This window comes from Mastigocoleus testarum BC008 (assembly GCF_001456025.1).
GTDB lineage: Bacteria > Cyanobacteriota > Cyanobacteriia > Cyanobacteriales > Nostocaceae > Mastigocoleus > Mastigocoleus testarum.
The window spans coordinates 42,864-58,003 of sequence record NZ_LMTZ01000107.1; the positions used below are offsets into that span (position 1 = coordinate 42,864).

Here is a 15,140-nt window from a genome sequence, read left to right on the forward strand (position 1 = left end):
TTTATTTGTTTAAAAATTTGTTTTTTTTTGCCGTTCGCTTGACTGAAGCGGACGGCTTTTTATTTATAGTAGATACTTTACTTTTTAGAAAATGTGGAGCTTTTAGGGATTAATTCCCTGCAAAATTGTAAAAAAATGAAGTTTTAACCCAAAAATGATTACTAATACAGTTACTATAGTTTCAGAGACTCCAATTATGCAGCCTTTACTATTGATGAATCTAGGTAATCCAGGAAGTTTTATTCCGATGACTTTTCGAGGTTGTAAAATTTCTAGCTTCGATTTTTAATACCAAATAATTACTGGAACAAAATTGGTTTAATATTTTTTAAGGAATAAAACAGAGAATAGATTATATAAATTAATAGATTATATAAATCAATAGTAAATATATAAATAGTTTGGTCTGCCTAATTATTTCATCAATTTTTCCATTTAATTTTTAAATTAACCGGGTTATACAAGATAGGTAGTGCAATAAATACTGTGAGTGTCTTACCCATGAGTGAGAATTAACCAAGAAAGTTGTAATTTTACATTTTGTATTTTATTTCACAAAAATAGCAATATCAGAGATACAAGCAACGGAGTTAACTCTAAGTATTTTCCAATAAAAACTCACACTGCATCTTTAATCGAGTATAAACTCTACTGATGCCTAATTTATCCTATCTCCTTACACACACAAACAGAATCAAACACATGCAATCTTTCCACTACAAGAAAAACAAAATATTCAGAAATCGAGAAAAGAGCGGGAATCACACTTACACTTACACAACATCTTTCCTGAAATTAAAGTCAGTATATTCGTTACATTGTAATGTCAATTAGATATCGAAGACTAACTTGAATCTGAAATTTTTCATAGATAAAATTATTACACTTTACCTGTAACAATCGTGAATGTACGTCGCTTAATACCATTTTTAGACGACTCTGTTTCCAGTTGGGCATTGGAAGCACGTCTATTACGCTGGTTAACATTGATTTGGCTATTTGTTGGTTTAGTAACCCTCTTTTCTGCGTCTTTTGCGGTTTCCAGCGAGCGCTTGAATGATGGAATGTTTTATTTTAAACGCCAACTGATATGGGTTGGAGTGGGCTTAATTTTATTCAATATTGTTAGTAATATTCCCTTACGTCAGATTACTCGGTCTTCTCATTGGTTTATTTTCTTGTTCTTAATTTTAATTTTTTTGACTTTGGTTCCGGGACTAGGAAAAACAGATTTGGGCGCAGCACGCAGATTAGCCATAATACCCATCCAACCTTCAGAATTAATCAAGCCTTTTTTGGTGTTACAAAGCGCCCGACTATTTGCTAGCTGGGATCGCCTTAGTTGGGCAGTTCGTTTGAGTTGGTTGGGTGTTTTTTGTTTGGTAGTTTTGGGGATTTTAGCACAGCCGAACTTAAGTACGGCTTCTTTGTGCGGGATGACAGTTTGGTTAGTCGCCCTAGCAGCAGGATTACCTTATAAACAGTTGACAGGAACAGCCCTAACAGGAGTTGGTTTAGCTGTTTTGAGTATTAGTATCCGAACATACCAACGCAGACGAATAATGTCATTTCTTAACCCTTGGGCGGATCGGAGAGGAGACGGCTACCAATTAGTACAAAGTTTACTTGCAATTGGTTCGGGTGGAGTATCCGGTACAGGATTTGGACTTTCCCAACAAAAACTATATTATTTGCCGATTCAAGATACTGATTTTATTTTTTCGGTATTTGCTGAAGAATTTGGTTTTATTGGCAGCATGACATTATTAATAATGTTAGCCCTTTATGCGACTATGGGTTTAATTGTCGCTCTCAAATCAGAAAATATTGTTCATCGATTAGTAGCAATGGGGATGACTCTGTTGATGGTAGGACAATCATTGCTTCACATTGGTGTAACTACTGGTGCTTTACCAACTACAGGTTTACCTTTACCTTTGTTTAGTTATGGGGGTAATTCAATGATTGCAAGTTTACTTGCAGCCGGATTATTAGTCAGAGTTGCACGTGAGAGTAATGAGGCAGAAGTTGTGCAATTACGAGAAGACGATCGCAAAACACCAAAACGCACAAGCAGAAGATTCTTCAGCTAAATTAGTCAGAAGCAGAGTCTGGTCATATCTCACTACGGAATCAGGTTAGGTTATAAATTTCCGGACAAGTCTAAATTGTTTGTATATTGTGCTAAGAGCGGTTAAGCTTTGCGTGCAGCATTGAGCTGCGCGAACGTCGTCAGACGCGTGCAATCCGCTAATGACTTGCACGTAGCGTTATGTAAACTCAGTCACCTGGATAGTTGCGAGATGTTATCCAGCAGGGAATTAAATAAGGAACCTATAAATTCAAAGCTTTATCGGTCTGGATGTTTCTGAGATACTACCAACAGAATAATGAAAATTGATTGACTAAAATTAAATAGTTTTTCTAAAAAATAAATAAATTTTTATTGTCTTGTCTCATTGCAGCTTGGAAGTAAGTGAGACACAGATTAAAAACTTAAATTCATACTTAAGGTACATTTTGTTGCTGTTTTTTGTTTTCTTACTGCTGTTAGGAAAATTATCTCCTACCACACATGACTCTGTTATATATCCAAGGATTTATTTTTTATACATTCATATGTTGACTTAATAAGTTACTGTCTGAAACTATTAATTTAACAGATATGATAACTTTTCTAATTTATCAATCTAATTTAACTTGCAACTTTTTTAAAAAATCTTTTCAGATATCTTTTCTAAATGTTTTCAGATTGCTGTAGAATCTCTACAAGATTTTATCACCCTATATTCAAAATATGAATAAAATTAATGTTAATAACAATAAAAATATAACCGCTAAAGAACCTTGGTATGTTGCAAATTTATCATTTTTTTTTCCTGGTGTAGGACAAATTTATTCAGGAAATAAATTGAAAGGATTAATTTTTATAATTAGTAAAATTTTATTATCATTTTGGATGCTCTGGATCATTATTTTTCCGGAAAAACACTTATTGCGTGATGGTTTAATTTGGTTATTATTGTATGTTTTGGTTGGTAACTGGAATTTAATTGATGCTTATCTATCAACTAAGACAAATAACCCACCAGCTTTTGAAAGTAACAGAAAAAGTAAGAAGGATCCTTGGTTGGCAGTCTTACTATCACGAATAATACCTGGAATTGGTCATATTTACATTGGTTCTTATTTCGTGGGAATAATTTTGGTTATTATTTCACTAGCTGCTTACTTAATCCCTTTCGGTCATGTAATTTTATTTTTAGCTGTACCTTTCAGTATTTATCACGTATATGTTAATTCTCCGGAAAGAAGAGAGAAATCGAAAAAAAAGATTACCGGAATTGTTATTGCAACAGTACTATTACCAATATTTGTGTGGATACCTTCAACCCTTTTGATTACAAATATAGTCGCAGAAGCACAGTGGATTAGGTCTAATGCAATGCAACCCACTCTAAATGGAAATCACAACCAATGGGATGCAGATAATTTTATGGTAGATAAGTTCAGCTACAAATTCCATAAACCAGAACGTGGCGATATTATAGTCTTCTCCCCTACTGAAACCCTAAAAAAAGAAGATTATACAGATAATTTCGTTAAACGCATTATTGGCTTACCAGGAGAGAAAGTAGAATTAAAAGATGGCAAAGTTTACATCAACGATAAACACTTATTAGAAGATAGTTATATAGAACAAAATCAATCTACCTTAATTGATGTTTGTATTTCAGGATCCCAGTCTGTATTTATTTCTAAACCGATAATAGTTTCAGAAAACTCATATTTTGTTCTAGGGGACGATCGCAACATTAGTTATGATAGCCGCTGTTGGGGATTAGTACCGAAAAATAAAATTATTGGTAAGGTGTCAAAAATTTTCTTTCCCATTTCCCGTATCAGGTCTCTTTAAGTAACTTATTGGAACAGAAATTTTGTTGTCTATCTGATTCTGGGTTGTTTTTGTGATTTTCCGATCCTCTCTACTTGGTTACAAATGCAGAGCTAAAGACCCCGCACTTGTACAACTAATTATTCTGTCATAGAACCCTGATTGCGCTAAAATTCAAGCAGTATAAATATTTTGTGCTGCTATTTTTTTATGTCTTAATTATGCTCGAAACCTTACAGACCCAACTTTACAACTTAGAACAATTTTCGTCATTTGTTGTTTCTAATCAGTTAACACATTTGAGTTGGTTAAGTATCGTTATTATTTTTATGACTGGCTTGCTCACAAGTTTGACGCCTTGTATGCTCTCAATGTTACCAATTACCATTGGTTATATAGGTGGTTACGAAGCAAAAAGTCGCTTGCAAGCTGCAATTCAGTCAACCTGGTTCGCTCTGGGACTTGCAAGTACCCTCGCGGGCTTGGGAATATTTGCTGCTACATTAGGAAAAGTCTACGGTCAGATAGGTGTAGGTTTACCAATAATTGTTAGCATCATTGCAATATTGATGGGGTTAAATTTATTAGAAGCTTTACCATTACAATTTCCATCATGGGGTGGAACGGATTGGATCTCTGAAGAATTACCCCAAGGTGTTAGAGCATACTTCATTGGTTTGAGCTTTGGTTTGGTTGCTTCTCCCTGTAGCACCCCTGTTTTAGCTGCATTATTGGGTTGGGTGACTAGTACTAAGGATTTAATTTTAGGAGCTGTTTTATTGTTGTCCTATGCTGCGGGTCATGTCACACCATTGATTTTAGCTGGTACATTCACTGCATCAATCAAGAAGATACTGGAAATACGTCGTTGGTCTGCTTGGATAAATCCTGCTAGTGGTGTGTTATTAATTGCTTTTGGTGCAATCTCGTTGGCTTATCGCCTTCCTTTAAAGGTATTTGGATTTTGAGAGTAGGTGTTTCTAAAAGATTATTGGGGAGGAATTTTTTGAAAATATTCCAATTTTTTTTGACTTATAATCAACAATAAACCTACTTAATATGGGTAAGTTAATTATATTTCTTAAGTCAAAACATGTAAAAACAGTTACTCTTAAAAAGATAATATTCGCTCTTATAAAGAGGAATGATACCTGAAAATTTTACCTTCCTCTATTTATTACCTCCCCATAATTTTTAAATTTTTGATGTCGTAATAATACTGAATAAATCATTTTTGAAAGATAATTCTGAAATCATAATCCTGAAATCATAATTATTGAAGTCATAATTTTGGAGTTAGATTTTTCGTAATTTATTTTATATGAAAGAAAACACAATTGATAACAAACCTGATTTTTTCTCCATACTCAAAAAATCTATCAAACAAGATATATTGCCAATACTTACTAACTTGCGCTTGGCAATATTTATGCTTCTAGTTATTGCCTTATTTAGTATTAGTGGTACGGTTATCGAGCAAGGTGAATCTTTAGAATTTTATAAGACAAACTATCCTTTAGAACCTGCTTTATTTGGATTTTTAACTTGGAAAGTTATTTTAACCCTGGGTTTAGACCATGTTTATAGTACTTGGTGGTTTTTAGCATTATTGATTTTATTTGGTACGAGTATTACTGCTTGTAGCTTTACCAGACAGTTACCAGCATTAAAGCTTGCTCGAAAGTGGAAATTTTATAATAAACCCAAACAATTTAACAAACTAGCATTGAGTGCAGAGTTTAATCTAGAAAATCAAAATAATGCATCAGTAGATAAACTCATTGAAAAATTGCATCAAAAAAACTACAAAGTTTTTCAAGAACAAGATAATGAAAATCTTTTATACGCCCGAAAAGGAATTGTTGGACGTATTGGTCCAATTGTAGTTCATATCGGTATTATTGTGATTTTACTAGGATCGATTTTCGGAACCATGACCGGATTTATTGGTCAAGAAATGATTCCTAGTGGTGAAACTTTTCAAGTCAAAAATATATATAATGCAGGACCTTTTGCAGATGCACAAATACCAAAAGATTGGGCAGTAAAAGTCAATCGTTTTTGGATTGATTATACCCCCAAAGGTGATGTCGATCAGTTTTACTCTGATTTATCAGTCGTAGATGAACAAGGGAAAGAATTAGATCGTCAAACTATTTTTGTTAATAAGCCTCTGCGTTACAAGGGTGTTACTTTTTACCAAACAAATTGGGGACTTTCTGCTGTTCGCGTCCAAATAAATAATAGTCCTATCTTTCAGCTACCCATGGCTCCACTAAATACTAATGGAAATGGTCGCCTTTGGGGTACTTGGGTTCCAACAAAGCCAGATATGAGTGAAGGTGTATCTCTAATAGCAAAAGATTTACAAGGATTATTATTGGTTTACGATCCTAAAGGTAAATTAGCAAATACTGTTAGGACTGGAATGTCTGTCCAAGTTAATGGGGTTACATTAAAGGTCTTAGATGTTATTGGTTCTACTGGTTTGCAAATAAAAGCTGACCCGGGAGTTCCTGTGGTGTACGCAGGATTTGCTGTATTAATGTTGGGTGTAGTAATGAGCTACTTCTCCCACTCTCAAGTTTGGGCTTTACAAGAAAATGGTTGTCTATATGTGGGGGGTAAAACTAATCGCGCTCAGGTAGTATTTGAAAGGGAAGTATTGGGAATTTTCGATAGTTTAAGTTCTTCATCCCAAACAGACGGTCGGGAAAAAGTTGCTGATTCAGTGGTTTCTAGCTCTTAAATTTTAGTTGTGGGTAATTGGTAATTGGTAATTGGTAACTGAGTTAACTGTTAACTGTAGCCCGTAAGGACGTGGCGTTAGCCATAAACTGATAACTGTTTTATAATTACCAATTATCAACAATTCTACTTGTTTGATTTTTGGTGAGTTACTTCAACTACCGTATGTACGTTCCCACGCGGTGAAAAGTCTGCTTTAACAGTAATTTCTAAGGGATCGCAAGCAGAAACAAAATCATCCAAAATTTGGTTTGCAGATTCTTCGTGGGAAATATAGCGATCGCGGTAACTATTAATGTATAGCTTTAAAGCTTTAAGTTCTACTACCTTTTCATCAGGAACATAGTTAATGTAAATAGTTGCAAAATCAGGATATCCAGAAAACGGACATTTACAGGTAAATTCTGGCAAAGAAATATCGATATTGTAGCGTCTTCCAATACGAGGATTTGGGAAAGTAATTAACTTACCTTCTGCAATCTCGCGTTCGCCATATTTCATTTCCGCAATAGGAAAGTTTGTACTTTCTGTAGAGGAGTCACTCATGAGCTTTTATATATTTATATCAATCGCAAATATTCAAATCTGAGCAGTTATTTCTTCATATACTCAAAAAAATTTGAGTTTAGAATGAGAGAGCTTTTATGGTGAAAAAGTTAATTTCGAGTTGATTTCAAAAATCTAATTCTTGCTTCTCCCAGTCCGGGCAATTATCATCATCCCGTCCATGGGGGTGCATAGCGCAGACTAGTAGATTACCATTATACACTTGACCATGATAATGCTGACACCCAATACAAGCAGGATTATTTTGTGCTGTAGCTTCTACTGGATAAGGAAAACTTGACTCAAATTCATCATCTAAAATATCTTCAAAGTTCCAATCAAAATCAGAAATCGGTTCTGTTATTTCTTGTAAATACTCGTCAACTTCAGTGATGATGAAATACTGTACTTGTTCGATCGTTTCCTCCGTAAATTCAACAAAACTATCGGCAATCTCTGTTACCCCTTCAAAAAAACGTTCTACCTCATCAGCTACAGTTTGTACAGTTTCCCAGAAATCCTGTTGCCATTTGTCCATAATCTAGAATTCCTTAATGTTTAATTTTCGGATTGGGTTCAACATAACACTTGCCCAGATTAAACCAATTAGATGTTCAATGGCACTTGTATCAAAATTCAGCACACTAAGTTATCCATTAATTCTCATGATATCCCTATATTATTACTAATTTTTTTGGTCAATTTTTTAATGAAGCGATTTCATCTATATATCTTATGAATAACAATTTAAGACGCAATACATTATGTCCCTACATTAAACATAATATATTACGTCTATGAATCAAAAATAATTACTTAAATTTGAGAGTATTTTTGCTTTAAAATTTAATTTGACTTAACAAGCAATAAATTTACTATCGATCGCGTTGTAAGCGTCTCAACTCTTCTTGTAAATCTAGGACTTGTTGTCGTAAATTATCTACATTCTGATTCCCACCAGCATTAGAGTTTTGTGAGTTGGATGATTCCTCTTCAGTATCTTCCAAAATTTCAATTTGACGCGGTTGGCTGGAAGTTTTTTCTTGAGGACTATTAATAGTAGAAGAAGGATTTTGAGCTTGTTTCATCATATCTTCCACAAAGCGGCGAGCTTCATCTGTTGTCATCTCACCTCTTTCAACCATTTCATCAGCTAGTTTTTGGACCTGCGATCGCAATTCGGACAGTTTACTGCCAGCCTTTTCTCCCGCATAGGCAGCTAAACCAACTCCAAGATAAACCGCTTTCTGAATAATATCTCCAAAACCAGGCATTATGGCGCTCATCTTCACAAGAACTAGGAGACCCGGAGACTACGCCTACCACAAGCATCCCGTATTGCTGCTACCTTCCGGTCCTGACAAGGTTTGGGCGTTGAAGTTGCATAGATCCGAGTCATAAATAGCATAGCATTTAATTTCGAAACTGTGTGAATTATTCCACAACAATTTTCCATTCATAAATTACATAATCAACGCATTCGTTTTCTACCAAGGGATCGCGCGCCACAATTTCTTTGGCTTCTTCCATTGATGCAGCTTCAAATAACATCATTCCACCTCCCCTTTTTGCCCAGTACCCAGTCTTAGCGCGATGACCTTTAGCAATCAAATCCCGTACAAAATTTTTATGGGCATCCACATGTTCGTCAAACATGGACTTCTCAACTTTGCCTGCTTCAATTTTCACAAACCAGGGCATTCACTTGCATCCTCTCAACTTCCTCTAATATATTGTCTGTCATCGACATCAGCAAAATTTGAAATAATTTCAGTTTCAATTTTAAGTTTTTATTCTGAAGCTTTGAGTTTTGTAAAGCTTCAAAGTATTGTGTTGTGTCAGATTATATTTGGAAGATTTAGGCTACAGTTTTAATGCCAATAGTAAAATCCAATGAGCTTATTTTTTGTTGCCCTCTTACCACCTCAAGATATTCAAGATTACGCGACCCAAATAAAGCAACACTTTGCTGATACATATAATGCTCGGCATGCTTTTAGGTCTCCACCCCACATTACTTTACAACCACCTTTTAAATGGGAAGACGCTCATATATCAATTATTGAAGAATGTTTGCAAGAATTTGCCCTAACAAGAAGTTCTTTACTAGTTACGCTTAACGGTTATGGTGCTTTTATCCCCCATGTTATTTATATAAATGTTGATAAAACCCCAAATTTATTAGCTTTGCAGACTGAATTGATGGCAAACTTAGAGAACCAATTAGGTATAGTTGACAAAGTTTCTAAAACTCGTGCCTTTACACCCCACATGACTGTTGCTTTTAAAGACTTGAAGCGTAAAAGTTTCCAGACAGCATGGCAAGAGTTTGAAAGACGAGAGTTACATTTTGAGTTTATTGTGGATAAATTAACCCTACTTATACATAAGGATAAATCCTGGCATATTAAATCTGAGTTTCTATTTTGCAAGAGATAAGCGTTTACTATGACTAATGAGATATTTGACACAGGTGCCTATACTTCAATCATGCTATACCAAAATATCAATTATCTTTATCTAATAATCAGATTTTGGTAATAAAAATTGATAAACCCTTTAAAAGAGCTAGTAAAGAATTTCGTCATGGAGAGCCTTCTTCAATATTTGTAGAAACACCATCAGGATTTGTTGCTTTTGGACCAGATCATCCTATTTAGTTTCCACTACTACCTGATTGATATGTTGCAACAAGCCCGTTTGAATATATCCCCTTTTTAAACAAAACCCCTTTTTCCTTATCACAAAAACTGTTGTCCCTCTGCGTGATTAATAAAAAAGGGGATATTTAATCTTTTGATATTATTAAGCTAAACTTGTCCCAAAAAAATGTTTAGTTTCTACTGTTAAAAAGTATAATGCCACCAGGTTTCAATATTTGTATCTAAAATCGCCTGACATACAAACTGAAGTAAGATAAGATACAACCCAAAACCTCATCATTTGTGGTGAAGAATTGGGAAGCCATGCTCAAAAAGTTAACAATTACGCTAACCTTGTTAGCAAATCCACTATTATTTACTTTTGGTATTCACTCGCCAGCTATTGCTAGAAAAATTATTGCTCAGAAAATCGATTGTTCTTCAGCTAGCAGCACAACAGAAATCAAATACTGTTCCTTGAAAAACTACCAAGAAGCAGATGCAAAGCTCAATCAGATGTACCAAAGAATTATTGGTCGCGTCAGTGGGGAGCAACAAAAAATACTGATTACCGCTCAGCAAGCATGGATAAAGTTTCGCGATCGCAACTGTAATTTTGAAACCTATCGTTCCCGTAGTGGTACTGGCTATGAGATATTTCGTAATGGCTGTCTCGAAAGGTTAACAGAACAACGCACAGCAGATTTGGAAAAATATCTTTCTTTGCAAGATGACTTTAAGGAAAAAAGAGTATCTAAGTTAGCAGTTAGTCAATTACCGGATGGTAATTACCGCTATGTTACCGCAGATTTACCACCTCCACCAGATATTATCAAAGATAACGATCTAGTGAAAGCTGGCGGTTATTACTTTTTATTCCGCAAAATAGGTAACAAAGTGACAGGTATATTGCATCAAATTGATTCGGAAAATAATATTTGCATTACTGGTCGAATCAATCAAAATCAAATTATAGGTGAAGCCATTGAATATTATGAACCAAACATAAGACAACCTAGAGTTCTTACTACAGGATCAGAATTTGTAATTTGGGATAATGAAGGTAAACTGAAAGTAAGAAATGGTAGAAAAGTGGGTCGGGATGTGAAATATAGTGATGTCAATTTGAATCTCAAGTTATTTAACCCAATAAATGCTGGAAGTCAAATTCCTCCTCGTTCTTGTCGTCGCTAACCTAATTATTACTTGTTGTTATTATAAAGCTTATGCCTCCAAGAATACTGGAGTTATAGGCTTATTTTATACGTAATTGTCTTTTTAAGAGACTCATAGATCAAATCAATTTAAATTAAATCTAGTTCTTAGTAATCCAAAACACCTAATTGATAATTAATAACCAATAACTGATAATTGATAACTGATACTCAAACATTAATGCTTTATGACTGCTGCTTTGGAAAGTCAACAAGAGATAATTGGTGTAGCGGTTGTGGGAACTGGATTTGGAAAAAAAGTCCACATTCCTGGTCTACAAGCACATCCCCGAACTAAGGTTATTGCTGTTTACAACCGCGATTTGGAGAAAGCTAAAAAAATAGCTATAGAAAATCAAATCCCCCATGCTTGCGATCGCATGGAAGATATTCTAAAAATACCTGAAGTACAGGCTGTGAGTATTTCCACACCGCCATTTTTACATTACGAAATGGCAAAAGCTGTAATCCAAGCAGGAAAACATTTATTGCTGGAAAAACCTGTAACTCTTAAGGTACAAGAAGCGAAAGAATTATACCATTTAGCACAATCTAACTCTGTAATTGCTACGGTTGATTTTGAATTTCGCTTTGTCCCAGGATGGCAATTTTTTGCAGAATTACTTAAGTCGGGATACGTTGGGAAAAAAAGATTAATAAAAATCGATTGGCTAGGTTCTTCTCGCGCAAATCCAGAACGTGCTTGGAACTGGTATTCACGAAAAGATTTGGGTGGAGGTGCTTTAGGTTCTTTAGGTTCCCACACCTTTGATTATATTCACTGGTTATTTGGTGAAGCGAACAGATTAAATGCTAGATTTGCTACTGCAATTTCTCAGCGTCCAGAACCTTCTACTGGTGAGCTTAAAGTTGTTGATAGCGATGATACTTGCATGCTAATGCTAGAGTTGGCTGATGGTACACCTTGTCAAATTTCTATAAGTGCAGTTGTTCGCGCGTCTCGAACCCATTGGGTAGAAGTATATGGAGATGAGGGTACGTTAGTTTTGGGTAGCGAAAACCAAAAAGATTATATTCACGGATTTCACGTTTGGGGAGCCAAAGCAGGAAAACCTTTAGCTGAAATTAAAATTCCCAATCGTTTAATTTTCAAAAATAATCATGCTGATGGACGCATCAGTGCTTTCATAAGAGTTGTAGAACAATGGGTAAATGCTATGGATCGCAGAGAACCGCTAATTTCAAGTCTGCGTGAAGGGGTTTATTCTCAGCTACTAATGGATTTATCTCATAAATCTAATGAAACATTAAATTGGGTTAATGTACCCCAATTATCTAATTATATTGATGATACCCTCTATTAAGAAAACATGGTGTTGCTGAATCATGGGGTGATTTCGACCTATTTTGAACGAATTATTAATAGTTTTAGGTGCTGATTCATCCCACATTTATGCAACGCCGAAAATATATTCTCAAGTTATCGCCAATATACAACACCTCACTTCATCAGATTGGTGACAGCTGTATTATTTTCTGCACATATCTACGAGACATCTGCTAGTAAATCAAGCAGAAACATAGATCGATAATCACAAAGGAGTCATTCGTGTCAACTTATGATTGACAGAACTTTTTTTTCGATGTAATTTGAATGTTATAAACTCTAAATTGCTTCATGAATCAAAAATCAAAAGCAAGTCGTCTTTAGTTTATTTATTTACGACTTGTTTTTGATATTATTTCTTATTTTTACATTCAAGATTTAAATAGATAGTCACCTGAAATTTTTATTAGCAAGCTTTTTACAGTATTTAAATTATTGCTACCTATTTTTTGAAATATTTCTATTGTCGCGAAGTGGTGCTGACATATTTAGTTTAGGATTTTTAGGTCTTACCCATCGGGTCGATTAGTTATTTAATTGTTAGCCAAAATTATAAATATAAAGACATTTTATAAATATAAATAAATAGGCAGTTTCTTTAGTTATTGGATAAACCAAAAGTCTTTTTGGAAGGAGACAACGCCCGTGGGCGAGAGTTCGTTACCAAAACTGCCTAATATTTTTCTGCCAACCTCTACTAGTGGAATACTGCAGTGGTTGATATAGAACCTACACAAATATCTACTATGAAGCTGGTGAAGTGGTAACGTTTTAACAAAGAGATATTAATGTAAATGAGTACATTAAACCACCATATAATACCCTATCAGACTAGGTGATTCCGAAAGAAATTAACTATGATTGACTTTAGGGTATTTGTTAATTAGTCATCACCACCAAAGATGCTTGGGTACAGCTGCTGAAGAAAATCGAAATACTGCTTCTGTAGAAATAGTTGATATGGGTCTAATCCACCACCTTGAGGAGTACCAAATCCGGGAATACCTGGCTGTTGAGGAGCACCATCTCCACCTGAAATTGTTGCTTGCTCTTCTCCGTTTATATCTTCAACGATTAAGTGTTCGAAGTTGGTATTATCTTTCATTGCTTATTACCTCTAAATTGCTTTTGAATCACTCTAAAAGTTGTAGGAAGCTGTTGTTTCCTTAACTTATCTATTAGCACTATATGTTGTACAAACATTTGTTTTGAAGCTAATGAAGTGCTAATTTTTCCAACACAGAGATAATATGGTAAATGAGTAAATCAAATTACCATATTATCTCCTATCAGACTAGGTGATTCCCAAATAAATTACCTATGATTGACTTTAGGGTGTTTGCTAATTAGTCTCCACCACCAAAGATGCTTGGGTACTGCTGCTGAAGAAAATCGAAGTACTGCTTTTGTAGAAATAGTTGATATGGGTCTAATCCACCAATTTGAGGACCACCAAATCCAGGAATCCCACCAAATCCAGGAATCCCTGGCTGTTGAGGAGAACCGTCTCCACCTGAAATTGTTGCTTGCTCTTCTCCGTTTATATCTTCAACGATTAAGTGTTCAAAGTTGGTATTATCGTTCATTGCTTACTTACCTCTAAATTGCTTTTGAACCACTCTAAAAACTACAGGAAGCTGTTGTTTCCTTAACTTATATCGATTCCGGCACAGCCGGAATTGATATTATCTATTAGCACTATATGTTGTACAAACATTTGTTTTGAAGCTAATGAAGTGCTAATTTTCTAACATAGAGATCATATGGTAAATGAGTAAATCAAATTACCATATAATCTCCTATCAGACTAGGTGATTCCCAAATAAATTACCTATGATTAACTTTAGGGTGTTTGCTAATTAGTCTCCACCACCAAAGATGCTTGGGTACTGCTGCTGAAGAAAATCGAAATACTGCTTTTGTAGAAATAGTTGATATGGGTCTAATCCACCAACTTGAGGACCACCAAATCCAGGAATCCCACCAAATCCAGGAATCCCTGGCTGTTGAGGAGCACCATCTCCACCAGCGATTGCTGCTTGCTCCTCTACATTCAGATCTTCTGAGATCAGCTCTTCGAACTGAGGACCATTATTCATTTCTGATAACCTCTAAATTGCTTTTGAATCACTCTAAAAGTTAGAGGAAATTGTTATTTCCTTAACTTACTCAATAGCATATATGGAAAAAGTGACAAAAACGGGACAAATTCTCTCCATATCGAAAAAAAAATTCATGCTCATTATCGTCAATATTTATTTCAACAATATAGCTTCAAAATTTAACTACACTGTTGAAGTAAAAGTACTCACAAACGCAATTTTTATATGATGAGGGCTTATGTCGCTAGTGGTAAGTATCCTTAATTTACGGTGGTTTGGTCGCAAGTCATATCCATTTCTTCATTAATTATAAGCTATTTTAAAGTATTTATGAAGTTGACCTATAGACAAATGTGTTGACATATTTGATATGCAAACATAGAAAAAATCATATATCTCTGTATGTCGAGATAGTGTTCTTATGAAGATTGCATAAAAACTATTTTATAAATTTATTTCTACTACTTTGAATTTGCTATCATAATTCAGTCTATAAGATAGATATAGAGTAGTTAGGAAAGCTCGAAAGTAACAAGATCGGCTTACTATTATTTATTCATTCATCTGCGGGTGATTTTATACCACGGGCTATCAAAAAAAATAATTGATTTTCTTGGCTGTATTCAAACAAATATCGGTCTTGAA

Annotated in this window: 14 protein-coding genes and 1 other RNA gene; 7 read left to right on the forward strand and 8 right to left on the reverse strand. The window is 34.8% G+C overall.

All coding sequences use genetic code 11. The annotated features are described in order from the left end of the window. Positions 1-902 precede the first annotated feature (902 nt). The 4 genes from BC008_RS25625 (at position 903) to BC008_RS25640 (ending at position 6,644) form a co-directional block, all read left to right on the forward strand. On the forward strand, positions 903-2,093 hold the full coding sequence (locus tag BC008_RS25625) for an FtsW/RodA/SpoVE family cell cycle protein (RefSeq protein ID WP_027844483.1): 1,191 nt from the start codon (positions 903-905) through the stop codon (positions 2,091-2,093). A 704-nt stretch (positions 2,094-2,797) separates the two neighbouring features. Beyond that, positions 2,798-3,916, forward strand: a complete 1,119-nt coding sequence (lepB, locus tag BC008_RS25630; protein WP_027844482.1) for a signal peptidase I — start codon at positions 2,798-2,800, stop codon at positions 3,914-3,916. 200 nt (positions 3,917-4,116) lie between these two features. Further along, the gene (locus BC008_RS25635; protein WP_027844481.1) at positions 4,117-4,863 is read left to right on the forward strand and encodes a cytochrome c biogenesis protein CcdA; all 747 of its coding nucleotides are present in this window, start codon (positions 4,117-4,119) and stop codon (positions 4,861-4,863) included. Between the two features lie 353 nt (positions 4,864-5,216). After that, a complete protein-coding gene (locus BC008_RS25640) occupies positions 5,217-6,644 on the forward strand; it encodes a cytochrome c biogenesis protein (protein ID WP_027844480.1) in 1,428 nt (475 codons plus the stop codon). 125 nt (positions 6,645-6,769) lie between these two features. Here BC008_RS25640 and queF read toward each other — a convergent pair whose 3' ends face one another. From queF to BC008_RS25660, 5 genes are all read right to left on the reverse strand, one after another. Then, entirely contained in the window at positions 6,770-7,189 is a 420-nt protein-coding gene (queF, locus tag BC008_RS25645; protein ID WP_027844479.1) for a preQ(1) synthase, read from the reverse strand. 127 nt (positions 7,190-7,316) lie between these two features. Beyond that, a complete protein-coding gene (locus BC008_RS25650; protein ID WP_027844478.1) occupies positions 7,317-7,727 on the reverse strand; it encodes a hypothetical protein in 411 nt (136 codons plus the stop codon). Positions 7,728-8,064: 337 nt separating this feature from the next. Continuing rightward, a complete protein-coding gene (locus BC008_RS25655) occupies positions 8,065-8,463 on the reverse strand; it encodes a phasin family protein (RefSeq protein ID WP_027844477.1) in 399 nt (132 codons plus the stop codon). 26 nt (positions 8,464-8,489) lie between these two features. Beyond that, an RNA gene (gene ffs / locus BC008_RS45815) (signal recognition particle sRNA small type) lies at positions 8,490-8,586 on the reverse strand. Between the two features lie 37 nt (positions 8,587-8,623). Then, positions 8,624-8,890, reverse strand: a complete 267-nt coding sequence (locus BC008_RS25660; RefSeq protein ID WP_027844476.1) for a YciI family protein — start codon at positions 8,888-8,890, stop codon at positions 8,624-8,626. Between the two features lie 192 nt (positions 8,891-9,082). Between BC008_RS25660 and BC008_RS25665 the strand changes: the two genes are divergently transcribed. From BC008_RS25665 to BC008_RS25675, 3 genes are all read left to right on the forward strand, one after another. Next, positions 9,083-9,628 (forward strand): 2'-5' RNA ligase family protein, encoded by a 546-nt coding sequence (locus BC008_RS25665; RefSeq protein WP_027844475.1) that lies wholly within the window; start codon positions 9,083-9,085, stop codon positions 9,626-9,628. Between the two features lie 506 nt (positions 9,629-10,134). Next, entirely contained in the window at positions 10,135-11,025 is an 891-nt protein-coding gene (locus tag BC008_RS45820; protein ID WP_063800817.1) for a lysozyme inhibitor LprI family protein, read from the forward strand. Positions 11,026-11,233: 208 nt separating this feature from the next. Continuing rightward, positions 11,234-12,370 (forward strand): Gfo/Idh/MocA family protein, encoded by a 1,137-nt coding sequence (locus BC008_RS25675; protein ID WP_027844474.1) that lies wholly within the window; start codon positions 11,234-11,236, stop codon positions 12,368-12,370. A gap of 906 nt (positions 12,371-13,276) precedes the next feature. Here BC008_RS25675 and BC008_RS25680 read toward each other — a convergent pair. From BC008_RS25680 to BC008_RS25690, 3 genes are all read right to left on the reverse strand, one after another. Continuing rightward, entirely contained in the window at positions 13,277-13,498 is a 222-nt protein-coding gene (locus BC008_RS25680; RefSeq protein WP_058184017.1) for a hypothetical protein, read from the reverse strand. Positions 13,499-13,739: 241 nt separating this feature from the next. Further along, entirely contained in the window at positions 13,740-13,979 is a 240-nt protein-coding gene (locus tag BC008_RS25685) for a hypothetical protein (protein ID WP_058184018.1), read from the reverse strand. Positions 13,980-14,252: 273 nt separating this feature from the next. After that, positions 14,253-14,492 carry a hypothetical protein gene (locus BC008_RS25690; protein WP_027844388.1) on the reverse strand — a complete coding sequence of 80 codons (240 nt, stop codon included), beginning with the start codon at positions 14,490-14,492 and terminating at the stop codon, positions 14,253-14,255. Positions 14,493-15,140: the final 648 nt, after the last annotated feature.

Bases quoted from the DNA above. Each gene is read 5' to 3' on its own strand.
- BC008_RS25680 (WP_058184017.1), bottom strand. From the start codon at position 13,498: ATGAAAGATAATACCAACTTCGAACACTTAATCGTTGAAGATATAAAC.
- BC008_RS25665 (WP_027844475.1), top strand. From the start codon at position 9,083: ATGAGCTTATTTTTTGTTGCCCTCTTACCACCTCAAGATATTCAAGAT.
- queF (WP_027844479.1), bottom strand. From the start codon at position 7,189: ATGAGTGACTCCTCTACAGAAAGTACAAACTTTCCTATTGCGGAAATG.
- BC008_RS25655 (WP_027844477.1), bottom strand. From the start codon at position 8,463: ATGCCTGGTTTTGGAGATATTATTCAGAAAGCGGTTTATCTTGGAGTT.
- BC008_RS25640 (WP_027844480.1), top strand. From the start codon at position 5,217: ATGAAAGAAAACACAATTGATAACAAACCTGATTTTTTCTCCATACTC.
- lepB (WP_027844482.1), top strand. From the start codon at position 2,798: ATGAATAAAATTAATGTTAATAACAATAAAAATATAACCGCTAAAGAA.
- BC008_RS25660 (WP_027844476.1), bottom strand. From the start codon at position 8,890: ATGCCCTGGTTTGTGAAAATTGAAGCAGGCAAAGTTGAGAAGTCCATG.
- BC008_RS25650 (WP_027844478.1), bottom strand. From the start codon at position 7,727: ATGGACAAATGGCAACAGGATTTCTGGGAAACTGTACAAACTGTAGCT.
- BC008_RS25635 (WP_027844481.1), top strand. From the start codon at position 4,117: ATGCTCGAAACCTTACAGACCCAACTTTACAACTTAGAACAATTTTCG.
- BC008_RS25675 (WP_027844474.1), top strand. From the start codon at position 11,234: ATGACTGCTGCTTTGGAAAGTCAACAAGAGATAATTGGTGTAGCGGTT.
- BC008_RS25685 (WP_058184018.1), bottom strand. From the start codon at position 13,979: ATGAACGATAATACCAACTTTGAACACTTAATCGTTGAAGATATAAAC.
- BC008_RS25690 (WP_027844388.1), bottom strand. From the start codon at position 14,492: ATGAATAATGGTCCTCAGTTCGAAGAGCTGATCTCAGAAGATCTGAAT.